The 24794-nt window shown below is 68.1% G+C and carries 17 protein-coding genes and 1 pseudogene; 16 read left to right on the plus strand and 2 right to left on the minus strand.

All coding sequences use genetic code 11. From position 1 onward, the window contains the following. The 14 genes from KBX39_RS01825 to KBX39_RS01890 form a co-directional block, all read left to right on the plus strand. On the plus strand, positions 1-8836 hold an 8836-nt coding region (locus KBX39_RS01825; RefSeq protein WP_282102341.1), incomplete at its 5' end, for a LamG-like jellyroll fold domain-containing protein. Between the two features lie 14 nt (positions 8837-8850). Further along, positions 8851-9480, plus strand: a complete 630-nt coding sequence (locus tag KBX39_RS01830) for a hypothetical protein (RefSeq protein ID WP_210868866.1) — start codon at positions 8851-8853, stop codon at positions 9478-9480. A gap of 311 nt (positions 9481-9791) precedes the next feature. Continuing rightward, a complete protein-coding gene (locus tag KBX39_RS01835) occupies positions 9792-10412 on the plus strand; it encodes a polymorphic toxin-type HINT domain-containing protein (protein WP_210868871.1) in 621 nt (206 codons plus the stop codon). A gap of 163 nt (positions 10413-10575) precedes the next feature. Beyond that, positions 10576-10920: a hypothetical protein gene (locus KBX39_RS01840; protein WP_210868867.1), complete on the plus strand. Its 345-nt coding sequence runs from the start codon at positions 10576-10578 to the stop codon at positions 10918-10920. Positions 10921-11660: 740 nt separating this feature from the next. Beyond that, positions 11661-12044, plus strand: a complete 384-nt coding sequence (locus KBX39_RS01845) for a hypothetical protein (protein ID WP_124778967.1) — start codon at positions 11661-11663, stop codon at positions 12042-12044. Between the two features lie 41 nt (positions 12045-12085). Then, positions 12086-12418, plus strand: a complete 333-nt coding sequence (locus KBX39_RS01850) for a hypothetical protein (protein ID WP_124778968.1) — start codon at positions 12086-12088, stop codon at positions 12416-12418. Positions 12419-12770: 352 nt separating this feature from the next. Continuing rightward, positions 12771-13826: a hypothetical protein gene (locus KBX39_RS01855; protein WP_247659786.1), complete on the plus strand. Its 1056-nt coding sequence runs from the start codon at positions 12771-12773 to the stop codon at positions 13824-13826. A gap of 330 nt (positions 13827-14156) precedes the next feature. Continuing rightward, positions 14157-15008 carry a 30S ribosomal protein S2 gene (rpsB, locus tag KBX39_RS01860; protein ID WP_043325892.1) on the plus strand — a complete coding sequence of 284 codons (852 nt, stop codon included), beginning with the start codon at positions 14157-14159 and terminating at the stop codon, positions 15006-15008. 130 nt (positions 15009-15138) lie between these two features. Further along, positions 15139-15966 carry a translation elongation factor Ts gene (tsf, locus tag KBX39_RS01865; protein WP_064447054.1) on the plus strand — a complete coding sequence of 276 codons (828 nt, stop codon included), beginning with the start codon at positions 15139-15141 and terminating at the stop codon, positions 15964-15966. Positions 15967-16157: 191 nt separating this feature from the next. Next, positions 16158-16892 carry a UMP kinase gene (pyrH, locus tag KBX39_RS01870; protein ID WP_174533616.1) on the plus strand — a complete coding sequence of 245 codons (735 nt, stop codon included), beginning with the start codon at positions 16158-16160 and terminating at the stop codon, positions 16890-16892. A gap of 87 nt (positions 16893-16979) precedes the next feature. Then, entirely contained in the window at positions 16980-17537 is a 558-nt protein-coding gene (frr, locus tag KBX39_RS01875) for a ribosome recycling factor (RefSeq protein WP_043325889.1), read from the plus strand. A 251-nt stretch (positions 17538-17788) separates the two neighbouring features. After that, on the plus strand, positions 17789-19111 hold the full coding sequence (locus tag KBX39_RS01880) for a phosphatidate cytidylyltransferase (RefSeq protein WP_210868869.1): 1323 nt from the start codon (positions 17789-17791) through the stop codon (positions 19109-19111). A 104-nt stretch (positions 19112-19215) separates the two neighbouring features. After that, positions 19216-20361, plus strand: coding sequence for a 23S rRNA (adenine(2503)-C(2))-methyltransferase RlmN (gene rlmN, locus KBX39_RS01885; protein WP_104113933.1), 1146 nt, complete (start codon positions 19216-19218; stop codon positions 20359-20361). Positions 20362-20383: 22 nt separating this feature from the next. After that, on the plus strand, positions 20384-21574 hold the full coding sequence (locus tag KBX39_RS01890; protein WP_069089228.1) for a DivIVA domain-containing protein: 1191 nt from the start codon (positions 20384-20386) through the stop codon (positions 21572-21574). A 69-nt stretch (positions 21575-21643) separates the two neighbouring features. Here KBX39_RS01890 and KBX39_RS01895 read toward each other — a convergent pair whose 3' ends face one another. Beyond that, positions 21644-21868, minus strand: a complete 225-nt coding sequence (locus KBX39_RS01895; RefSeq protein WP_082931019.1) for a hypothetical protein — start codon at positions 21866-21868, stop codon at positions 21644-21646. 247 nt (positions 21869-22115) lie between these two features. On the opposite strand from KBX39_RS01895, the gene KBX39_RS01900 reads away from it, so the two are divergent. Together KBX39_RS01900 and KBX39_RS01905 are read left to right on the plus strand one after the other, a co-directional pair. Further along, on the plus strand, positions 22116-23684 hold the full coding sequence (locus KBX39_RS01900; protein WP_166455525.1) for a Rieske 2Fe-2S domain-containing protein: 1569 nt from the start codon (positions 22116-22118) through the stop codon (positions 23682-23684). A 107-nt stretch (positions 23685-23791) separates the two neighbouring features. Beyond that, on the plus strand, positions 23792-24430 hold the full coding sequence (locus KBX39_RS01905; RefSeq protein WP_051611534.1) for a TMEM175 family protein: 639 nt from the start codon (positions 23792-23794) through the stop codon (positions 24428-24430). A gap of 56 nt (positions 24431-24486) precedes the next feature. On the opposite strand, the pseudogene KBX39_RS01910 reads toward KBX39_RS01905, so the two are convergent. Beyond that, positions 24487-24794 (minus strand): annotated as a pseudogene (locus KBX39_RS01910) (FAD-dependent oxidoreductase); the annotation flags it as partial.

Below are 24794 nucleotides of genomic sequence, written 5' to 3' on the forward strand. Positions count from 1 at the left end.
CAACTACACCACGTCCGACACTGATGCCCAGATCGCCTCCGTCGGTCCGGCCCTGACCGTCAACCGCGACTACAACAGCCTCGACACTCGGCTGGACAACGCGTTCGGACGGGGATGGTCGTCGATCGTGGATATGCGGGCGTCAGAAATCCGGGACGCGTCGGGCAACCTCCAGACCGTCGCCGTGCGTTACCCGACCGGTCAAGAGGTGGCGTTCGGCCGCAACAACGACGGGACGTGGGTCGCGCCGCTGGGCCGGCAGTCGGTCTTCAAGCCGATCACGGGTGGCTATTCTCTGACCGACAAGGACGTCACCTCCTACGAGTTCACCCAGGCGGCCGGATCGGGGCACTACCGGATCACGAAGATCACGGATGCTTCCGGGCGCGCCTTGGTCTTCCGGTACGACGCCGATGGCCAGGTGGACCGGATGACGTCAAACGCCTCCGGACGGGCGCTGTCGATATCCTGGTCCACGCCGGCGGGCGCCACGGTGCCCCACGTCGCGAGCGTCACCACCGACCCGGTCGTGGTCTCCGATCCGGCGTCGAAGCAGACCTGGACCTACACGTACGACGGCGACCTGCTGACCTCGGTCTGCGAGCCCGGGGCGGGCAGTGGATGCGCCACCTACCGCTACACGTCGGTCTCGCAGCATGCCAACACGGTGCTCAACAGCGATCCGTACGCATTCTGGCGCCTCAACGACGCCGCGGGTGCGACTGCGGCGACCAGCGCGGTGATCTCCGCGGACGGCGCCAATACCGGCTCGTACACCGATGTGACACTTGGCGAGGCACCACCACTGCCCGATTCGACGTCCACCTCCGCGTCCTTCAACGGCACGTCCTCTCTGGTATCGCTGCCGGACAAGGCGGTGGCGGAGAGTTCGTACCAGTCGATCGGCATGTGGTTTCGCACCAGCACGCCCAGCGGAGTGCTGTTCAGCTATCAGAAGGACCAGGTGACGCCGGGCGCTACGACCGCCGCATCCTATTCACCCGTCCTCTACGTGGGTGCCGACGGAAAGCTCTACGGCGAATTCGGCACGGCCGACCCGGCCAATGCGATGTCGTCGCCGAACGCGGTCAACGACGGCCAATGGCATCACGTCGCGCTCGTCGGGAACGGCACGAGCCAGCAACTGTTCCTCGATGGTGGGCGGATCGGCAGCCTGAATGCCGGGGTGAACCTTTACAGTTTGGACGCCAGCAAGGCGTACCTCGGTGCCGGCTTCCTCGGCGGGTCCTGGCCCAGCCGACCGAACAGTACGCCGACCGCCACGTTCTTCAGCGGTTCGATCGCCGATGTCGCTTACTACAACCGCGCTCTGAGCGACCGCGACATCACCTCGATGTACGCCTCCGGCCGCGCCGGCACGCCGCAGATGTCGCGCGTCACCAGCTCGGGCGGGCGGGTGCAGGCGCAGGTGGCCTATCACAGCGTGACGGGCCGGGTCAGTGAGATCACTGACGAGAACGGCGGCGTGTGGCAGGTCGGCGCGCCGAAGGCCTCCGGCTCGAGCCTGGTCTACGTGTCGTCGGTCCTCGGATCTCAGCCGACCGACTATTGGCGCCTCGGGGACACCGAAGCGCCGGCCGACGCGGTGAACGTCGTGCACAGCAACGAGGCCCGCTACAACGCGGTCACCTTCAACACCGGCCAAGCCGACACGAGCCCTTTCTCGGACACCTACGGCGCGATCTTCAACGGCACGTCCTCCTACGTCAAACCGTACGATCCCACCAACCAGCTGTATCCCGGCACGGACTTCCCGGGTGTCGAAGACGCCACGGTCGAGATGTGGTTCAAGACGCCGGTCAACCACGCGGCAAGTGGGGTCCTCTACTCCTACCAGCTGAACGAGCTGAACAACTCGCCGACCACGCCGAGCTGGACGCCCGCCCTGTACGTCGGCGCCGACGGGCTGTTGCGGGGAGAGTTCTACAACGGCACCTGGAACGCGCCGATCACCTCGAGTACGAAGGTGAACGACGGCAAGTGGCATCACGTCGTGCTGTCAGCATCCCCCACGCGGCAGACCCTCTACCTCGACAACAAGATGGTCGGGAACCTGGGGGCGATGGTCGCCACCAACGCATTGGTGTCGTACATCGGTGCGGGGACCACCAAGTCGTGGCCGAGTTCATCGGCCGACGTCAGCTACTTCAAGGGCAACATCGCGGAGTTCGCCTACTACGAGCGGGAACTGCCGCCGTGGGAGGTGGATGCCCACTACCGTGCCGCGAAAAGCGCCGCGCAGGCAGGCCCAACAGCGACCCTGACGCCCGTTGCCACCGTGAGCACCATTGATCCGACCAACAAGACTGCTACGGATACCTTCGACCTGGTCAACGGGAACCGCCTTATCGCCTCGACCGACGCGCTGGGTCGGACGACCTCCTACGGCTACGACGTGGGCGGCTTCGAGTCGGTGGAGTTCGACCCACTCGGTATGAAGACGGTGTCCGCACGCGACGTCCGGGGAAACGTCGTCCGCTCGACCGTCTGTCGGGATCAAACCTGGTGTGACAACACGTATTACAAGTACTGGCCGGACGCGACGACGGCCAACCTCGCCCCGGACCCGCGTAACGACCAGTTGATCGAGGTACGCGACGCCCGCTCGCAGGACGGATCCGACAACACCTACCTGACCAAGTTGGGCTACGACACCTCGGGCAACCGAGTCAGTGTCACCTCGCCGCCGGTCGCCGGGCACACGGCGGGGCGAACCACCACGATGACCTACTCCACCACATCGACCCCCGCGGTCGGCGGTGGCAGCGTGCCGCCCGGCCTGCCGCTCACCACGGTGTCCGCCAAGGGCGCAACGCAACGGACGGACTACAACTCCGCCGGTGACGCTGTCAAAATCACCGACCCTGCTGGACTGGTCACGGAGTTCACCTACGACGGGCTCGGACGCACCCTCACCAAGACCGTCAAGGCCGAGGCGCCACTGGGTGACCTGACCACCACCTACGTCTACGACGCCGCAGGGCAGGTCGTGGAGCAAACCGATCCGCCGGTCCTCAACCAGGTGACCGGCGCGGTCCACACCGCGAGGACCACCACCACCTACGACGCCGACGGAAATGTCACCTACCGCAAGGTCGAGGACACCACCGGCGGCGACTCCCCACGCGCTACCCGCAGCGACTACGACGAGCACGGCCAGATGGTGAAGACCGTCGACCCGGACGGCACTGTCACCCTGTTCGAGTACGACGACTACGGGAACCGCACCAGAACCGTGGCGTGCGGCAGCGAACCGTCAGCCGGGGAAACCTGCCCGCAGGACGACGTGCTGCGGATCAAGACCGAGACTTTCGACGCCGTAGGGCAGCAACTGACCACCACCATCACGGGGGCTGATGGCGTCAGCACCCGCGTGTCGTCGAAGGCGTACTACGCCAACGGAAACCTCGCCTCGGACACCGACGCGATGAACTGGGTCACCGAGTACGAGTACGACTTCAACGACAACGTCACGAAGGTGACCCGTACCGACGGTGTCAAGCGGTTCGTGCGGGAGGAGAACAGCTACGACGCCCTCGGCAACCTGGGCATGCAGCGCGCCGACAACGGCGCCAACTGGAGCCTCTACGACTACGATGCGGCCGGCCGACTCGTCTCCTCCACCGAGCAACCCTACGACCTGGAACGGGTGACGAAGTACTCCTACGATGCGGACGACCACATCGTCACCACCCAGAGCCTCGTCGGTCAGATGCAGACCCCGATGAAGACCGTCGAGAACACCTACGACCCCATGGGGCGCATCACCTCCGAGAGCGTCACCGTCAAGAGCGGCGCCCTGCCGACGGGTTGGTGGCGGATGGACGAGGCCGCCGGTTGGGAGGCGCAGGACTCCTCGCCGTCGCAGCGGACGATGTATTCCGAGTACAACCCGATCGGCCGATCCGACGGCGCGGCGGTGTTCAACCGAACCGCCATGTACCGCACGGCCCAGCCGGCGCTGAACACGACCCAGTCGTACTCGGTGTCGGCCTGGGTGAAGCTCAGCGACCTCAACCAGGACCAGACGATCGTCGGTGAGGGCGGCTACAACAACGGGGCGTTCTTCCTGAAGTACAGCAAGTACTTCAACCGATGGGAGTTCATCTCCGCGCTCGCCGACACCGCGTCGACGAGCTGGACCGCCGTCGCCCGGTCCAGCTCGGTTCCCGCCGTCAACACCTGGGTCCACCTGGTCGGTGTCTTCGACTCCGGCACGAAGGACATGAGCCTCTACGTCAACGGCTCGCTCAACGGCAGCGGCACGAATCCGAGCCCTTGGAACGGCATCACCCCGCTCTCCGTTGGCGGCATCCTGATCGGCCCCAACGACTTGCAGATGGTCAACGGCGCCATCGACAACGTGCAGATCTTCCAGGAGGCGCTGTCAGCCGACGAGGTCTCCAGCCTCTACGGCTCGGGCAACGGCCGTAAGGCGACAACGACGGTGACGCCGAAGAAGCTCACCACCGGCTACACCGTCGACAAGCGCGGGCTGATCACCGCCATGACCGATCCGGTGGGCAACCGGACCAGCTTCGAGTACGACTCGGCCGGAAACCTCGCCAAGGCCGTCGCACCGTCGGTGTCCACCGAGACGTTCGGCGGCGGTGCCCCTGTGCCAGCAGTACCGGTCTCCCGCACCGGCTACAACACGTTCGGCGAGGCGACCGAGACCCAGGACCCGCTGACCAACGTCCTCACCACCCGCTACGACGCCATGGGCCGGCCGGTCAAGACGATCAGGCCTTCCTACACGCCACCGGGCGGTGATCCGATCCCCGCCGCCGAGACAACCACAACCTACGACCGCCTCGGCCAGGCCACGTCGAGCACTGACGCACTCGGCAGGACCACCACCTACGAGTACGACTCCATGGGCAACACCGTCAAGGTGACGAACCCGGCCGGCAAGGTCACCACCTCTGCCTACGACAAGGTCGGCGACCTCATCGAGACCGTCGACCCCACCGGCGCCAAGACCACCGCCACCTACGACTACCTCGGGCGGGTCCTGACCAGCAGCCAGGTCGTGCGGCAGCCGACGCCGGCGACCAACACCACGGTCTACGACTACGGCACCGGTGCGTACGGCACAACGGCGGCGGCCGGGCCCTGGTTGCGCAAGGTCACCACGCCGGAGGGAGTCTCCTCCACCACCACCTACAACTGGGTCGGCGAGCCGATCAGCGTCACCGACAACGCAGGTAACACGACCACCACCGAATACGACGGCCTCGGACGTCCGGTCCGGACGGTCCTGCCCGACGGCACGAAGAAGACCGTCGCATACGACGGCGTCGGCCGCGCCACCATGAGGCAGAACCTCGACGCGGGGAATGTCGTCCAGACCACCGAGCGGCTGGGCTACGACGACAACGACAATCTGATCTGGATAAAGGACGCCCGCGGCACCACCACCAACTTCGGTTACGACGCCCGGGGCAACCTGACCAGCGAGACGCAGCCGGTCACCGGCACGAGCGCGATCGGCACATCGTTCGGCTACGACCTCGCCGGCAACCGAACCCGCTTCACCGACGGCCGGGGCAACGCGTTCTGGACCACCTACAACTCGTGGGGGCTACCCGAGTCGCGCATCGAGCCGGCCACCTTCGCGTACTCGAATCTGCCTGACCGCACCTTCACGGTCAGCTACGACGCCGTGGGCCGGCCCGTTCGCCAGGACTCTCCCGGCGGTGTCAGCGTCACCAATGCCTATGACGAACTCGGCCAGTTGAGACGTGTCACCGGCGAGGGTGCCGAGGCGGCCACCGCAGACCGGGTGTTCGACTACGACGACGCGGGGCGCGTCACCGCCCTGTCCGTGCCGTCCGGCACCAACACCATCACGTACGACGACCGAGGGCTGCCGCTGAGCATCAGCGGGCCGGCCGACACGAACTCGTTCACGTACGACCGCGACGGTCGCATCGCGGCGCGTACCGACGCTGCCGGGACCACCGGTTACACCTACGACACCGCCGGCCGACTGAAGACCGTGGCCAACGCCACCACGGGCATCAACATTTCCGTCGGCTACAACAAGACCTCGCAGCCGGCAACCATCACCTACGGCGCCAGCAACAACGTCCGTACCCTCACGTACGACCCGCTGCACCGGTTGAAGACCGACACGCTGAAGAACTCCGCCGGCACTGTCACCCTCGGCTCCATCGCTTACGGGTACGACAACAACGGCAACGAAACCTCGAAGGTCACCAGCGGATTCGCCGGTGCGGCGAGCAACACCTACACCTACGACCTCGCCAACCGTCTGACGTCGTGGAGCAACGGGACGACGAGCACGACCTACGCCTACGACGATTCCGGAAACCGCACCCAGAACGGGTCGAAGACCTTCACCTACGACGCTCGTAACCAACTGCTCACTCAGAGCGACGGGACGTCGTACACATACACGCCGCGCGGGACGCTCAGGCGCGCCGCCACGGGTTCGGGCACCTACACCACCGACGCCGACGCCTTCGGTCAGGTCATTGCGCAGCAGGCGGCGGGGGCCACCGTCACCTACACCTATGACGCCCTCGGTCGAGCGGTCAAGCCCGGATTCACCTACGCCGGTCTCGGTAACGACCTGGCCGGCGACGGCAGCACGATCTATACGCGCGGCCCCGACGGCGAGCTTCTCGGCGCCGGCGGCGGCAGCGGTGCCGGCTCCCGCTACACCTGGACCGACCAGCACACCGACGTGGTGGCACAGTTCACCGCGACCGGAACCGCGCTCGCCGGATCGACCGCCTACGATCCGCTCGGCAAGGTGCTCGGGACGACCGGCATGGTCGGCAACCTCGGTTACCAGTCCGAGTGGACCGAGTCGCTCACGGGCCGAGTCAACATGCACGCGCGTTGGTACAACACGGCGACCGGCCAGTTCGACACCCGCGACACGGTCGACGTCGGCGCGGTGCCCGATTCCATCGACGCAAACCGCTTCCAGTACGGTGACGGCAATCCGCTCACCACTGTCGACCCCACCGGGCACTTCGGCTGGTCGTCCTTCAAGCGTGGGGTCAGCAGCGTCGCGCGAGCGGTCACCAACCCTGTCTCCACCTTCCGGGCGGCGACCAGCTACACCAGTTCGGCGTTCACGTACGTCTCCTCTGGCCGTGCCTGGAACGACGCCAAGAAGGCAACCAAGAAGGTGACCACCAAGGCCAAAAAGGCCTGGAACGTCACCAAGACCTCGTTCGAACGCTGGAGTAAGAAGAAGGTCCAGCAGCTCAAGGACTCCTACCACGCGGCCCGGAGCTGTCTGTCTAAGGGCGTCGGCAAATGCGTCAAGGAAACAGCCAAGAAGACGGTCAAGAAGGCAGTCAACAGCGCCAAGGCCACAGTTGCGGCCATCAAGAAAGATCCATGGCGCTTCGCCGCGACCGCCGCGGCGGGACTGATCGCCACCGTCGCCGTCGGCGCGCTCTGTGCCACCGGGGTCGGCTGCCTCATCCTGGCCGGGGTTGCCGCCGGCGCGCTGTCCGCCGGCAGCGGCTACATGGTGGACGTGTCCCGGGGCGACTCGGAGTTCTCCTGGAGCGGCCTGGCCGGCACGATGATCGAGGGGGGCCTCGACGGTGGGCTCTCCGCCGGTCTCAGCCGCTTCACCGGTGGGTTGGGCACCAAGGCGCTTGGCGGGGGCGCTAGCCGGCTGCCGAGTCTCAGCAGCCGGATGCCCGGCGGCGGCGCGGTCCGTGCCGGTGGTGGCTCCGTCCGGGCCGCAACGGCAAAGGGGGGTGGCGCAGGTGCGTCCGCTCCCCGCAGTGCTGGTCGCGCGTCGGGCGGAGATTCGCCCGACTACGCTCGCCGGGCCCGGCAGGAGAATCCGGGCTGCCACAGTTTCGACCCGTCGACCCGGGTCCTGCTCGCTGACGGCAGCAGGCGGCCCATCTCCGACCTCAAGCTCGGCGACCGGGTCCTGGCGACGGATCCGACGACGGGAAGGACGGCTGGCAAGCCGGTCACTCGCCTCCACCTCAACCGGGACAGTGACCTGACTGACGTCACGGTCAGCGACGGCAAGTCGGGCAAGCAGACGGTCCTCAAGACGACCCAGAACCATCCGTTCTGGGATGCCACCGACCGTCGTTGGGTGGACGCCGGGCAGTTGCAGCCCGACCATCGGCTTCTCGTCCACGACGCCAAGCGTCTCGAAGGCGACGGCAGCGGCGCGGGTATGGGTGGTGGTGGACCTGGACGCGCGGTCACCGTCGTCGCGGTCAGGAACCACAGCGGCGACAAGGAGATGCACGACCTCACGGTCGCCGACATCCACACGTACTATGTAGTCGCCGACAATGATCCAGTCCTGGTGCACAATTGCGGTGGCTCTCGCCCTCGGCATGATGCGACATGCGCATGCGCAGATACCGGCATTGTCACCGGATACCACCCGCAGGTGGGAGACACGGTTGTTCTCGGTAAAGCGGAGGTGGGAGTCCCGCTCGCCGAGAAGTTGAATGGAGTCCATTTCAATGGCAAGGCATACGCCAACATCGGGGAGAACGGTAATCCGCAATGGGTGAACGAAGTTCAGAATGCACTCGGTAATGATGGGATGAACATCGCCGTCGACCTAGGCGGGCTCGACGCGAAGGCGGGCTGGGGTCCCAGAGATATCTTCGAGGCGGCGGCAAGGCGTGGGAGCGGGCCGGGAGGCTGGAGGGGCAACGCGGGTACGGACTGGGAAATGAGACAGATTATGCTCAAATCCTTCCGAAATCCGAATCTTGCTGGCCGGATAACTTGGTACCTGAACGGTTCGAATGTCACTTCGGCCATGCGAGGCGTACTGGAATAGGAATGGATGCGCCAATGTCTGAGAAGAATCTGGTTGGTGCGCTTAACGGCGAGTTGGATCACTCTCTTGCGCTGAAATTTACGGTGGGCAGTGCTTCGGCCGGCACTGCAGTAGCCGTCCTTTCGGTTGGGGACCGATTCGTAAACGTGATCGATAACGATGGCTCATACTTGCTGTCATTCAACTGGAAGGGGCGGCAGCAGGCGCACGGGCAAACCTCCGACATCTCCCACGTCGCCGACGCGGCACGGCGCTGGGTAGAAGGTTCAGGTCTAGAGGATCTCGCCGCCGACCATCCGTTCATCAAGTTTTCCGGGCTTCAACTCGCCTATGAGAGAGGGACTGCTGCCGAGTACCAATGGGCTGCGCTACTTGCCTCGGTTGAAGAAGAGGATCACATCTTCCGGGACCTTGTTCTCCTGGCCTCGAGTGACAGCGTCCTCAATCGATTCTTTCCTCGCCTGGGCCACCGTTTCGCGTTGTCTGTCGACGAATACAGCGACGGCATTCTCGTCGCGGTGTTCGTCCGCCGTCCCGGACGGTTTGTCATCTTCGGTGACGACGACGGCGTCGAATTCGAGGGTGATGCGGCCCAGATGGTCGACTATTTGGTCGCGCGGCTTCGCGATCAGGTCCCCCGGTGAGCACCCGCCTTCGGGTGGGAGGATGGCCTGGTCGCCAACGTCACTCGGGTTCGGCGTTTCGTCCGCATCCGCTCCTCGACGAACCAGTACTGGTTAGCCCGGTCGGCCAGCGTAGCCCGCCCGGCGGCAAGGCCAACGCCGGGCGCCGCGACCCCTCCGCGACACGCGCCGACCTGCTGGCCGAGATCGTCGCCCCGCAGCTCGAACTCTCAGCCCGGCCATAGCTCGGACCGCTTCTCGATCAAGCCGGCCAATGGTCGGATGTCCCCAGCCCGACGGCTCGCCAGGTCGCGGACCCGACCGCGGCGGTTCTGCACACCACCGCGCACCACCCCTTCTGGGACGCCACCACCGGCGACTGGGTCGACGCCGCCGACCTGATCCCAGGCGAGTCGACACTGGTCGGGCCCGACGGACAGATCCAGTACGTCACCGACGTCCGTAACTTCACCGGCGCAAAGGTGATGCGGGACCTCACCGTCGCCGTCACCCACACGTACTATGTACTCGCTGGCAAGCAACCCGTCCTGGTTCACAACAACAACGGGACGGAGCGGAAGGTCTGTGATCTGACGCTTGGGCCAGACGGAATCACCAAGCAAGAAGGCGTTTCCGCTGAGCGTGGGGACCGGGTGCTCCCGCATGAGCAGACGATGATCAATGGATTCGGTGACAGGAACGGCTGTTCAACTCCCGGATGCGGTGCGACCGTTTCTGGTTACGCAGATGGTCACTGGACGGGCGATCATTCTCCAGCGAATAAACTAGCGCCAGATGGCCCGTGGACCCTCTATCCGCATTGCAAGAAATGCACGAAGACGCAAGGTGGCGTAGTGAGTGGATTAAAACAGGAATTTGGTGCGTACGACTTCCCGCCGCAGAGAACCCTTGTTGGCGCAAGGCACCTGAACCTTATTCAGCTCGGTGGGTAGTAGCGGATGGCTGCGTTCGGCTGGTCTTGGGCTACGCTGCGAGTTGAGCGGCGCCAAGGGTGCCTGCCTGGGTGCGCCCTCGCCTGGAGGTAAGTCCCGGTGAATTCGGAAGCGAGGTAAAGTGCTACTCGGAGCGATAACTGCCAGGTTCGCGCACGGCCTATTGATTATCGCCGCCCCGGAAAGCAGTGATCCGCATGACGACTGGGACCCGGTGAGCGAGCCTTTTCATGCTGGCCTGGACTCCGTTTACGTCGGAGTTCTGTCCGCGCCGAGCGGGCTTGTGAGTGTGGAGTTTTTCGATGGAGAAGAATATCCGCAGGACTTGGCGCTAATATATTCAGGGGAGATGCACTTGAAAGATTTAAAGTTCCTCGCCTTTGATCCGAACGAGACGGTTCTTTTGACCGTGCTAACCGATTCTAGTCGGGTAAGAATCTCTTTGTTCGGCGACGAGCCTGAGGATCTTTCGAAGGTTCAGGTCTTCGTTAATTCAATTGCCGCCTAAAGGGGGAGCGCTTCGGCCCAATGGAGACTCACGACCTGGAGACTCGTGTTCATCTCGGGTCGTCGAGGGCTGTGGAAGTCGGTGCCGGTTGCTGTCACCGCTGCTGTCAGCCGGGCACGCCAATCGACTATGGTTGATGGAGCTTTCTCCGTGGTTGTCTGGTCGTGGCGACTGGGCGTTGACGGGCGTGCGCGCGGGGCCGTAGGCCTTGAGCGCGTGCGCGCGGCCCGGCTTCGGCCGGGCCGCCTACTTGATTACGTATAGCTTTTCTTAGCCAGACTCTTTCTGCTCATAGTTCGTGAAAGTATCTGAAGCTAACCCCTCGAGCACCCGTTGCTGTGCCGCTGTCCTGGCGGTGGTCGGCGGCGTGGCTGGGGTGGGCGCCGTAGGCGTCTGTCCGTGTGGTGTCGGCGTCTGCAGGGCCGTAGTGGTCTCCGGGGTCAAGGGACGCCCGTAGGGCGGTCGCTGTCGCGACGCGGTAGCGCCCTTGAGGCCGGAGGGGCGGCCTCGTGCCCTCGCGGCGCCGGCCGCTGCTGATCTGCTTCGGGCGCATGAGCGCGCTCCGCCGGTTCACTCGTGTCCAGCAGTCCGTCTCTGTTCGTGCACGTGTGTGGGGGTTGCTGTCACCGTTGCTGTCACGATCGATGATCGTGGTTTTTCAAGATGGCGAACCCTTCTGAAGCCGCAGGTGGAGCCTGGTGTGACGTAGCGTAGTTGCCGGTCGCGTCCACACGTACTATGTGATCGCCGGTACTGAGCCGGTACTCGTTCACAACAACGACCCCGGATTTATCGAGCTTGGCGTTTCCGGTGGCGAGGCGTGTCCAGTCGGCGGTGGCGGGAATTCATGGACGCCGGACTCTGCTAATGGATACTCCAGCTATGACAAAGCTGGTGGCTGGCTGCAGGTGCACGGTCCGGCCAGGGACTACGCGACGCCAGGCGGACCAAAATTGAACTGGGAGCACGTCGTCGAGCAAAGCCAGGGCAAGCAAGGAGTAAGGAGATCCAACTTCCCGCAGGAGTGGATCAATAACCCCGATAATATGTTCCTTCAGGAACGTAAACAACACGCTCAGGACGCATGGGAAGTCGGGTCTAGTGGGGAATGTGTAGAGTGGTGAGATCTATGGACAGCGTATAAAACCAGGCAGTCGACTATGGAGTGGAAGGCATCGTTCCGGCCGATGCTCCGCCCGGAGTGGCTAAGCTTGCCCATGTTCATCGCGTCTTCAACGCGATTATGGGTGGCGGCTTCGGCTTTGCGATGGAAGTCATCGAGCGGGATGAGTTCGAACGGGCAATTGAGGGTTTCCGGTACTTGAGCCTAATTGAGATTGCGGACTTGCTAGCTGACTTGGTCAGGAGTTATGGCGAATCTAGCTACGACGAGCGCAAGGAAGAGGCATTTGACTCCCTAATCAACGAGAGCTCCTTGATCTTAGACACCTATCGCCGGAAAGCGTCCGAAGAGCCTTCGGAATTTGGGCTTGCGTGACGTGCTCGGGCGTGCGACCAGAACGCCGGTGTTTCAGCTGTGGAGTGCCGAGTAGTCCTAGGCGAAGATCGAGACCTGCTTCCGATGAGACAGCTCAGAAAGGTCTTGAGTTGGTTCGCTTTGGACATCCGTGACGCGCTGTTGCGTGGGGTGGTGTCTGCGAGAGGTCATCTGCTAGCTACACGCTCTGACTCACTGCAGCACGGATGCACTCAAGCCGGTCGTCCGCATGTAAATGATTCGGCCGGACGTGAGGAGTCGACTAGAGATCTCCGCCGCGTCGCGCTGACCTGCGTCGACGACCCCCCGACCCGAATGGCGCGGCTGGAGCCGGTCGCATACCGTGCCGGTCGTGGACGGACGACGGAGCTATCCCGAGGATGAGCAGGGGTCGCGATGGGGCGACCGCGGATACGAGTCGGACTGGCGCGCCGCGGGTGAGCCCCGCTACCGCGACGACGACTACCGCACGCCGGAGCAGCGGGCCGGTGAGAGCCGGTACGCCGAGCCGGGCCGGTACTCCGCCGCCGACCCGCTGGTGGACGACACGAGCAGTTGGCGGTCGCAGCGGCCGGACGACCCGGAGGTCTCCGGTGAGCTGCCCGGGTCACGTGCCGGGCGGCGGGCGGCCCGCGAGTCCGCGGACGATTCGCTCGCCGCGGTGTCCCGCAGCGGTGTGGACGCGCTCGGCACCGCCGCACACGGCAACCCGCTGAGCGCGGTGCCGGCGAGCCCGCTCGGCACCCCGGCCTCCGACGGCGCGTCCCGTACCGGCGGCGACCCGTACGGCCTGGCCGCTCACAACGCCGATCCCCGCGGTGGCGGTAACGCGCTGGCCCTCGGCGGCGCTGCCGGCCAGGCCGGTCCGGGGCCGCTCGGCGGCTACCCGATCGTGGACACCGGCCGGTCGGCCGAGCCGCCGGTGACCGGTGGGACGGACCCGTCGGCCGCGGCGCGGCTCAACCCCGGCGAGGCGACTCCGCTGCGGATCGGTGAGCGCCCGGCCGGTCCGGCCGAGCCGGCGGCGACCCCGAATCCGCTGGAGATGCCGACCGGCCCGATGCCGGCACTCATGCCACGACCGGACGGTCCGCCGCCCGGTGACGGCGTCTACCGGACCCGGCGTCCGGCGCTCGCGGTGCTGCTGGCGGTGATGGTGCTGGTGCTGGAGGTGCCGGCGGTACGGGTGTTGCTGCACGGCCTGTTCGGCGACCCGGTGTCGACGTCGCACGTGGTGGTGGGCATGTTCCTGACCGTCGGGCTGCCGATCTTCGGAACCGGCCTGTACGGGCTGCGTACCGGCGGGCTGGCGCTCGCCGACGGCAGCCGGGGCTGGCTGCGCCCGCCGACGGCGTACCTGACGGTCGGGCTGGTCCTCTTCCTCGCCGCAGCCCTCGCGGCGGGCTGAGCGGGTGGACGACCGCTGAACCAGTACGCCGAAGTGGCGGTGTCACAGGCAGGTTGACACCGCCACTTCGCCGTACCGGAGTCGATCAAGGTTTGAGCAAGGCCGCCTCCCGCACCCGAGGGCCGTGCGGCGGACAGGGCGCGTACACTGGTCGACTGGCGACCGCCTCGCGCGGTCGACCTCGCGTGCCCTCTCCACGGTCTCCTCCGTGGGGCGACGGCCTCCCTGGTCCCGGTTCTTCACCCGGGCCCACCCCGGCCGCCGACCGGGCGCCAGGCGTCCGGCCGCCGGCCGGACGGACAACCAGGGACACAGTAGGAGTAACCCACCATGGCCGTCGTGACCATGCGTCAGCTGCTGGAAAGCGGTGTGCACTTCGGGCACCAGACCCGGCGCTGGAACCCGAAGATGAAGCGCTTCATCTTCACCGAGCGCAACGGTATCTACATCATCGACCTGCGCCAGACGCTCGACTACATCGAGAAGGCGTACGAGTTCGTCCGCACCACCGTCGCCGGTGGCGGCAGCATCCTGTTCGTCGGCACCAAGAAGCAGGCCCAGGAGGCCATCGCCGAGCAGGCGACCCGGGTCGGCCAGCCGTACGTCAACCACCGCTGGCTCGGTGGCATGCTGACCAACTTCCAGACCGTGTACAAGCGGCTGCAGCGGATGAAGGAGCTGGAGGCCCTGGGTGACCTGAGCGGCACCGCCGCCGGTTACACCAAGAAGGAGACGCTCCAGCTCTCCCGCGAGAAGATCAAGCTCACCAAGACCCTCGGTGGTCTGCGGGACATGCAGAAGCTCCCGGCCGCGGTCTGGATCGTCGACACCAAGAAGGAGCACATCGCCGTCGACGAGGCCCGCAAGCTGGGCATCCCGGTGATCGCGGTGCTCGACACCAACTGCGACCCGGACGAGGTCGACTTCCCGATCCCGGGCAACGACGACGCCATCCGCTCGGCCGAGCTGCTGACCAAGGTCGTCGCCGCCGCCGTCGCCGACGGTCTGATCGCCCGCTCCGGCCGTAACCGGGGCGCGGACGAGAAGCCCGAGGCAGGCCAGGTCGCCGCCGACGAGCCGCTGGCCGAGTGGGAGCGTGAGCTGCTCGAGGAGCCGAAGAAGGCCGACGAGCAGCCCGCCGCCGCCGCTGCCGAGCAGCCGGCGACCGCCGCCGCCGAGTGATCTCGCCGTCGCGTCCCCACCGTCGGCGATTCCCGGCGGTGGGGCGCGACGGGTACGCCGGGCGGCAGCACCGGCCCGGAACCGGGTAACCAGCACCCCAGACCACCTCACTGACACCGAAGAGAGAGTCATGTCCAACTTCACCGCCGCGGACGTCAAGAAGCTCCGCGACCTCACCGGCGCCGGCATGATGGACTCCAAGAAGGCGCTGACGGAGGCCGAGGGCGACTTCGACAAGGCCGTCGAGATCCTGCGCGTCAAGGGCGCCAAGGACGTCGGCAAGCGGGCCGGCCGCACCGCCGCCAACGGGCTCGTCGCCCACTCCGGCCAGGCGCTGCTCGAGCTCAACTGCGAGACGGACTTCGTCGCCAAGAACGACGCCTTCATCGCGCTGGCCCAGCAGCTCGTCGAGCACGGCGTGGCCAGCGGCGCCACCAACGCCGAGGAGCTGCTCGCCAGCAGCATCGACGGCAAGAGCGTGGCCGACCTGATCCAGGAGCAGTCCGCCAAGATCGGCGAGAAGCTGGTGCTCAACCGCTTCGCCAAGCTGGACGGCACCACCGCGGTCTACCTGCACCGCAAGAGCCAGGACCTGCCCCCGGCGGTCGGCGTGCTCGTGGAGTTCACCGGCAAGAACGACGAGGCGGCGGACGCCGACGCGCGCGCCGTGGCCATGCAGATCGCCGCGATGCGGCCGAAGTACCTCACCCGCGACGAGGTGCCGGCCGAGACCGTCGAGTCGGAGCGGCGCATCGCCGAGCAGACCGCCCGCGAGGAGAACAAGCCCGAGGCGGCGCTGCCGAAGATCGTCGAGGGCCGGGTGAACGCCTTCTTCAAGGACTTCGTCCTGCTGGAGCAGGCGTCGGTCGCCGACAACAAGAAGACCGTCAAGCAGGTGCTGGCCGACGCCGGCATCGAGGTGACCCGCTTCCTGCGGTTCGAGGTCGGCCAGGCCTGAGCCGCCGCGCCGGGCCTTCCGGGCCCGGGCACAGGGGAGAACGTCGACGAGGAGGCCGCCGGTGTACGCGACAGGCACCGCGGCCTCCTCGTCACATAGGGTCGGCAAGGGCACGTACGCGACGCCCGCGCTATGCGCGGGGAGAAGGGGCGGGGCGGATGACGCAGGTTGTGAGTGACCGGAGCCTGGCGATGGAGGATCCGACCGCGCCTCCTCCCGGTCGGTCCCGCCGGGTGGTGCTGAAGCTCTCCGGTGAGGTCTTCGGCGGCGGCGCGATCGGTGTCGACCCCGACGTCGTGCAGGGCATCGCCCGGCAGATCGCCACCGTCGTACGCCGTGGTGTGCAGGTCTCCGTGGTGGTCGGCGGCGGCAACTTCTTCCGCGGCGCCGAGCTGCAGAAGCGGGGCATGGACCGGGCCCGCGCGGACTACATGGGCATGCTCGGCACGGTCATGAACTGCCTGGCCCTCCAGGACTTCCTGGAGAAGGAGGGCATCGAGACCCGGGTGCAGACCGCGATCACCATGGCCCAGGTCGCCGAGCCGTACATCCCGCTGCGGGCGATCCGGCACCTGGAGAAGGGCCGCGTGGTCATCTTCGGCGCGGGCGCCGGCATGCCGTACTTCTCCACCGACACGGTGGCCGCCCAGCGGGCGCTGGAGATCCGCGCGGACGTGGTGCTGATGAGCAAGAACGGCGTGGACGCGGTGTACACCGCCGACCCCCGGATCGACCCGACCGCGAGCAAGCTCGACTCGATCACTTTCTCCGAGGTGCTGCGCCGTAACCTGCGGGTGGCCGACGCCGCCGCGTTCAGCCTCTGCATGGAGAACGGCCTGCCGATGCTGGTCTTCGGCGCCCAGGGCGACGACACCATCGTCCGGGCCGTCGCCGGTGAGAAGATCGGCACCCTGATCACCGCCTGACCGGCCCGCCGGATCGACAAGCGGTCCCTCTGCCACGGCGGCACCCGCACTACCCACGACGAGCGACAGAAGGAGGCGAGGAGACCGGTGATCGACGACACCCTCCTCGAGGCGGAGGAGAAGATGGAGCGTGCCATCGAGCACGCCAAGGAGGAGTTCGGCGGGATCCGTACCGGTCGCGCCAACGCCGCCATGTTCTCCCGGATCGTCATCGACTACTACGGCAGCCCGACCCCGCTGCCGCAGATGGCCTCCATCGCGGTGCCCGAGCCCCGCATGGTGATCATCAAGCCGTACGACAACTCGCAGCTGGGCGCCATGGAGAAGGCGATCCGCGACTCGGACCTCGGGGCCAACCCGAACAACGAGGGCAACCAGCTCCGCATCGTCCTGCCGCAGATGACCGAGGAGCGGCGCCGGGAGATGATCAAGGTCGCCCGGCAGAAGGGCGAGGAGGCCAAGGTCGCCGTCCGCAACATCCGCCGCAAGGCCAAGGAGGAGCTGGACCGCCTGGTCAAGGACGGCGAGGTCGGCGAGGACGAGGGCCGGCGCGCGGAGAAGGAGCTGGACGATCTGACCCAGCGTTTCGTCGCTACCGTCGACGAGCTGGTCAAGCACAAGGAGAACGAGCTGCTCGAGGTCTGAGCGCGCGCGTACCCCGCACGGCACCGCCGCCGTCGCCCGCACGGGCGGCGGCCCGGTGCCGTCGTCGTGCCCGGCGGCGCAGACCCTCGGGGCTCCGGCGGGTGCAGTAGGCTCGGCACGATTCCCGGCCACCACGGGGTGAACGGCGGGGGTCGCCCGGCCGTCGGTCGGTCAACAGAAGTCTCACGCCGGTAGGGGATGGTTTTGGTCTTGCGTCATGTGGTGGCTCTCGTACCGGCTGCCGGTGCGTGATGTCCCACCCCGACCCCTACGGCAGCACCGAGCCGCGTGGCTGGGACCGTCCGGCCCCCGCTCTGCCCTGGCCGGACACCGATCTGGAGCCGGGCCCCTGGCGGCCCGCCCCGGCGGCGCCCACCCACCCGACCGAGCCGGGCGGCTACGCCCGCCCCGGCGCCGCCCCGGACACGTCCGCCCCCCCGGACACCTACGCCGGCCCGGACACGTACGCCGGGCCGTACCCGAACAGCGGTCGGCGCCACGACGGACCGGGCCGGTACGACGGACCGGCGGCCGGCGACCGCGGCCGGCCCGACGGGCCGGAGCGCCGCGGCCCGTGGGGTGAGCCGGCCCGCGACGACGAGTACCCGACCGCGCAGATCGCGCCGGTGCGAGACGAGCCCACCGACCAGATCCCGGCGGTACGCGACGAGCCCGAGCCCGAGCCGCCGCCCGGTCGCCGGGGTCGGGGGCGACGGCGGGCGAGCGCCGAGCGTCCGCCGACCACCACGCCGACGACGTCCCGGGCGGGGCGCAACCTGCCGGCCGCGATCGGCGTCGGGGTGGCCCTCGGCGCCGCGGTGGTGGTGCCGCTGTTCTTCTTCATGCCGGCGTTCCTGGCCGTGCTGGCGGCCGCGGTCGGGATCGGCATCTGGGAGATGGCCCGGGCGGTACGCCGCAGCGGCGCCCACCCGCCGCTGGCGCCGCTGGTCGCCGGTGGCGTGATCACGGTGGGCCTGGCCTGGTTCGCCGGCCCGGACGCGCTCTGCCTCGGCCTGCTGGTCACGGTGCTCGGCACGATGATCTGGCGGCTGGGCGACGGGCCGGGCAACTACCAGCGCGACCTCACCGCGGCCACCCTGATCGCGGTGTACGTGCCGTTCCTCGCCGGGTTCGCGGCCATGCTCGCGGCGGCGCCGGGTGACGGGCACCTGCGGGTGCTGGTGACGCTCGTCGCGGTGGTGCTCTCCGACACCGGCGGGTACGCGGCCGGCGTGTCGTTCGGCAAGCATCCGATGGCGCCCACGATCAGCCCGAAGAAGTCCTGGGAGGGCTTCGCCGGCTCGGTGACCGCCGCGGCGGCGGGCAGCGCGGTGCTGCTGTGGGTGTTGTTCGACGTGGCGCCCTGGTGGGGCGCGCTGTTCGGGATGGCGATCTCGGTCTCCGCGGTGCTCGGCGACCTCGCCGAGTCGATGATCAAGCGGGATCTCGGCGTCAAGGACATGAGCAACCTGCTGCCCGGGCACGGCGGTCTGATGGACCGGCTCGACTCGATCCTGTTCGCGGTGCCGGTGGCCTACCTTCTGCTCGCCGTGTTCGTCCCGGTGGTGAGCTGAGGTATGCGTCACGGCGGGGACCCGCGGCGGGCCGGGCGGCCGGGGGCGATTCGACACGTACGGACGGGTGCGTCCGGGCGGGAGCGTGTCAGACTGGACGCGCCATGACGAGTCTCCCGCTGATCTCCGTAGACCCCGACGCCCGCGGCCGCCGACCCTCGATGCCTCCGCGCCACCTCGCCGACCTGGACCTGTCCGGCCGGCAGGCGCTCGTCACCGAGCTGGGCGAGCCGGCGTTCCGCGCCAAGCAGGTCTCCAACCACTACTTCGGCCGCCTGGTGCGCGACCCGGAGCGGATGACCGACCTGCCGGCGGCGACCCGGGAGCGGCTGGCGGGTGAGCTGCTGCCCACCCTGCTCACCCCGGTACGCGAGCTGGCCTGCGACGACGGCGCGACCCGTAAGGCGCTCTGGCGGCTGCACGACGGCTCGCTCGTGGAGAGCGTGCTGATGGGCTACCCGGACCGGGTGACCGTCTGCATCTCCAGCCAGGCCGGGTGCGGCATGGCCTGCCCGTTCTGCGCGACCGGCCAGGCCGGGCTGACCCGCAACCTGTCCACCGCCGAGATCGTCGACCAGGCGGTCTACCTGGCCGGGGTGGCCGCCTCCGGCGCGGTGTCCGGCTCGCCGCCGCGGCTGTCGCACGTGGTGTTCATGGGCATGGGCGAGCCGCTGGCCAACTACTCGCGGGTGGTGGCGGCGATCCGCCGGCTGGTCGCTCCGGCGCCGGAGGGCCTGGGCCTGTCGCAGCGGCACATCACCGTCTCCACGGTCGGGCTGGTCCCGGCGATCCGGCGACTGGCCAGCGAAGACCTCTCCGTGACCCTTGCGTTGTCGCTGCATGCCCCCGATGATGAGCTGCGCGACGAACTCGTCCCGGTCAACCAGCGCTGGAAGGTGTCCGAGGTGCTGGACGCGGCGTGGGACTACGCGGCCACGACGGGGCGTCGCGTGTCCATCGAATACGCGATGATCAAGGACGTGAACGACCAGCCGTGGAGAGCAGATCTGCTCGGGCGGCTGTTGGCCGGCAAGCTGGCCCACGTGAACCTGATCCCGCTCAACCCGACTCCGGGCAGCCGCTGGGACGCCAGCCCGAAGCCGGTCGAGCGGGAGTTCGTCCGGCGGTTGCGCGACGCCGGGGTGTCGACCACCGTGCGGGACACCCGGGGACGCGAGATCGACGGGGCGTGTGGCCAGCTCGCCGCCGCCGGGGACACGGACGGCGACTCACGCGCGGCAACGGCGTAGCGGTACGAGACCAGGAGACATAGTGGCGAGTCAGGGTCAGCGTTTCCGGCGTAAGGCGCTCCGCCGGGGATACAAGGTCGACGAGGTCGACGCCTTCCTGGACCGGGTCGAGGCGACACTCGCCGGTCAGCCGGTCGGCGCGCCCGTGGCCTCCCAGGAGGTCCACGACGTCGTCTTCCGGGTCCGCTTCAACGGCTACGACGAGTGGCAGGTGGACCTGCACCTCGACCGGGTCGAGCGGCAGCTCGCCGAGCTGGAGGAGCGCGGTGGCGCCCCCGCCGGGCGCGGTGGCGACCCCCGGATTCCCGACCGGCTCGGCCCGCCGATGCGCGACGACAGGGGCATGTCGCCGGTGCCGCAGCCGCCGATGCCGCCCCGCCAGATGCCGGCCCAGCCCGGCCCGCCCGCCGACCGCTACGGCAGCCGCTACGACGAGCCGACCGGCGCGTTCGCCGGCGGGTACGACGGCCCGCGCGGTGGCTACGACGGCCCGCGTGGCCCGGGCGGCCCCGGCCCGATGGGCCCGGGCGCGCCGATTGGGCACGGCGGCCCGCCGCCGCGCGGCCTGCCGCCCGGCCCCGGCGGCTACGGCCAGGACAGCGGCCCCGGCGGGTACGGCCAGGACACCGGTCCGGGCGGCTACGGCCAGGACAGCGGCGGGTACGGCCAGGACAGCGGCCCCGGCGGGTACGGCCAGGAGGAGCGCTTCGACGGCTTCGAGGCCGGCCGGCGCGGGCGTGCCGACATGACCGCCGAGATCCGCATGCCCGAGCGTGAGCTGCGTGGTCGTGGCCCGGGTGGCCCGCCCGCGCTGCCGCAGCAGGGCTACGGCGCGCCGGAGCCCGGTTACGGGCCGCCGGACCAGGGTTACGGCCCCGGCCCTTCGATGACCGGCCCGCCGCTGGTGACCCCGCCGGTCGCCGGTCCGCCGATGGTGGGCCCGCCGATGGCCGGCCCGCCCGGCAGCGACCTCTACCGGGTCGACCAGATCCGGCGCAGCTTCCAGGTCCGCCGGTTCGGCAGCGGGTACGACCCGGACCAGGTCGACCGGTTCTTCGACACGCTGCTCGGCGGCATGCAGGGCCGCAACCCGATGCCGGTGAACCCGAAGGACCTCGACACGCTGCGTTTCGGGCTGGTGCCCGGCGGCTACTTCGAGGCCGAGGTCGACGCCGCGCTCAAGGACGTGCAGGACATCCTGCTCGGCCGCTGACCCGCACCCGACGACGAAGGGCCCACCCCGCGAGGGGTGGGCCCTTCCGCGTACCGTTTGCGCCGCTCGTCAGGACCGCAGGCCGTTGCGGCGCAGCACGGCGTCGCCGATGACGATGGCGACCAGCAGCCCGGCGATCCCGAACAGCCAGATGTGCTCCACCCGGCCCTCCTCGATCCCGCAGAGCGCCATCAGAACCAAGACCAGCGCCGACAGCAACGCGCCGATCCGTCCGGACTTGCGGTGCCCGGGCTTGTGCTGATCTGGCGCGGTTACCGGCTCGTCTCCTGCCACTGTCGGTCCTTCCCTCGCGATCGGATCTCCGATCAGTCTGGCACGCCCTCAACCGGCCCCGGCGCAGGGTCCGGCCTCCGGTGCGCTTGATGACCCGGGCGGGCGACAGCGTGGTTGTCGCATGACCCGGGCCGTAGGTCCCGTCCGGGTCGGGGCGGTTGGGCACTACCGGCGTCGCGGGACGGCGAGCACACTGCCTCCGGTAGCGTCTTGACGTACACCTGATGCCTTTTTGAGGGGGACTGCGGTGCGAGTGACCGGTACGGGCCATGCCAGCATGCGGATCGACACGGCCGCGGGCAGCATCCTGTGCGACCCGTGGGTCAATCCCGCCTACTTCGCCTCGTGGTTCCCCTTCCCGGACAATTCCCTGCTCGACTGGGAGACCCTCGGCCAGGTCGACTACCTGTACGTGTCGCACCTGCACCGGGACCACTTCGACGCCAAGCACCTGCGCGACTTCGTGTCCAAGGACGCCACCGTCCTGCTCCCCGAGTTCCCCACCTCGGAGATGGAGGACGAGTTCCGGGAGCTGGGCTTCACCAAGTTCCTCAAGGCCCCGAACGAGCAGGTCGTGGAGTTGCCCGGCGGCCTGAAGATCATGATCCAGGCGCTGACCAGCCCAACCGACGGCCCGATCGGCGACTCCTCGCTCTGGGTCGAGTACGACGGCGTCCGGCTGCTCAACCAGAACGACGCCCGCCCGACCGACCTGAGCGTCTTCGCCGAGCTGGGCCACGTGCACGCGCACATGCTGCAGTTCTCCGGCGCGATCTGGTACCCGATGGTCTACGAGCTGCCGCAGTCGGCGAAGACCGCGTTCGGCAAGCAGAAGCGGGACCGGCAGTTCGACCGCACGTGGCGCTACATCGACGACCTGAAGGCCGACCACGTCTTCCCGATCGCCGGCCCGCCGTGCTTCCTCGACGACGAGCTGTGGCAGTTCAACGACATCTTCGGCGACGAGGGCAACATCTTCCCCGACCAGTCGGTGTTCCTGTCCGAGTACGCCAAGGTCGGCGGCACCAACGGCATCGTGCTGCTGCCGGGCAGCGTCTCGGAGATCACCACCGAGGGCGCGACCACCACGCACCCGGTGCCGGTGGAGGAGTTCTTCGCGAACAAGGTCGCCCACCTGGAGGAGATGCGGGAGCGCAAGCGCGGCGTCATCGAGGCCGAGAAGGCGTCCTGGCGGCACCCCGAGGTCGACGTGCTGGGTGAGATGAAGCGCCGGATCGAGCCGCTGCTGGACGAGTCGATCTACCTGGCCAAGGGCGTCGGCGGGCCGGTCCGCTTCGACCTGGTCGGCTACGACGGCTCCGAGGTCGAATCCATCGTGGTGGACTTCCCGGGCAAGGAGGTCCGGCCGTACGCGGACGAGAAGGTCCGCTACCGCTTCCGTACCGAGCGGGCGCTGATCGAGCACCTGCTGCACATCGGCGAGGTCGACTGGGTCAACTCGCTGTTCCTGTCGTGCCGCTTCTCGGCGGCCCGCATCGGCCAGTACAACGAGTTCGTCTACGCCTTCTTCAAGTGCCTCTCCGAGGAGCGCCTCCAGTACGCCGAGGGCTGGTACGACGAGCACGAGCGGGCCGTCGACGCCGAGGACATCACGCTCGACGGCTGGGTGGTGCAGCGGCGCTGCCCGCACCTGAAGGCGGACCTGAGCCGGTTCGGCATCGTCGACGGCGACCAGCTGACCTGCCAGCTGCACGGCTGGAAGTTCGACCTGGCCAGCGGCCGCTGCCTGACCAGCGTCGGGCACAAGATCCGGGCGCACCGCGCGGACGCGGAGACCTCGACGCCGGCCGTCTGACGGTTTCGCCCCGCACGCCGCCCCCGGCACGCGACCATCGGTCGTGAGGGGGCGGCGTGACGGGTGCGGACAGGGAACCGGTGTACCGGTTCGGGCGCGGCAGCGAGATGGCGCGGGACGCCTCGCGGGTGGAGGCGTTCAGCGACGCGGTGATCGCCATCGTGCTCACCCTGATGGCCGTCGAGCTGCTGGCGTTCGACCCGGACCTGCCGCAGGACGACGGGCTGGCCGCGGTGCTCGTGCAGGAGTGGCGGGCCTACCTGGCGTACGTGATCACCTTCGCCATCGTCGGCCAGGTCTGGCTGACCCACCACAACATGTGGCGCTACGTCCGCCGGGTCGACCAGATGCTGCTGGTGCTGAACCTGCTGCTGCTGATGTTCGTGGCGGCGATCCCGTTCACCGCCGACCTGCTCGCGGACAACCTGCGCGGCACCGTGCGCGACCAGCGGCTGACCGCCGCGCTGTACGTGGGCGTGGTGCTCGGCGAGGCGCTCTTCTTCAACCTGAGCTGGTGGTGGGCGCGCCGCCGCGGGCTGCTGCACGCGGATCTGGACCCGAGGCTGGCGAGCGCGGTGGCCCGCCGGTTCCGGCTCGGCCCGCTGCTCTACCTGGTCGCGTTCGCCATCGTGTTCATCGACCCGCTGCTGAGCCTGCTGGCGTACCTGCTGCTGGTCGGCGTCTACCTGGTGCGCGGTCCGGGCGATCTCCCGCCCGCCGGCCAGGAGGCGCCCGACACGCCGTGAGCGGTTGTTAAGAAGGGGCCCTTCCTCTACCGGAGGCGTTAATAAGGGGCCCTTCCTTACATGTCGGCGAGGATGCGGCGGGCCGCGTTGTGCCCGGCCGCGCCGATCACGCTGCCCGCCGGGTGGCAGCCGGCGCTGCCCGCGTACACGCCGTCCACACCCGTCGCGTACGGCATCCGGTCGGTGAACGACACCGTGTTGTCGACGTGGTGGATGTGCCCGCCGGTGATGCCGAAGTGCGCCTCGATGCCGGGCGGCGGCAGCGGCACCGCGTCCGCGACGAGGTCACCGGCGCCCGGGGCGTACCGTTCGCAGATCGCGAGCAGCCGCGCCACGTAGCCGGGCAGCGCCGCGTGCCAGGTGG

The sequence above is a fragment of the Micromonospora sp. D75 genome (assembly GCF_018070405.1).
Lineage (GTDB): Bacteria > Actinomycetota > Actinomycetes > Mycobacteriales > Micromonosporaceae > Micromonospora > Micromonospora chalcea.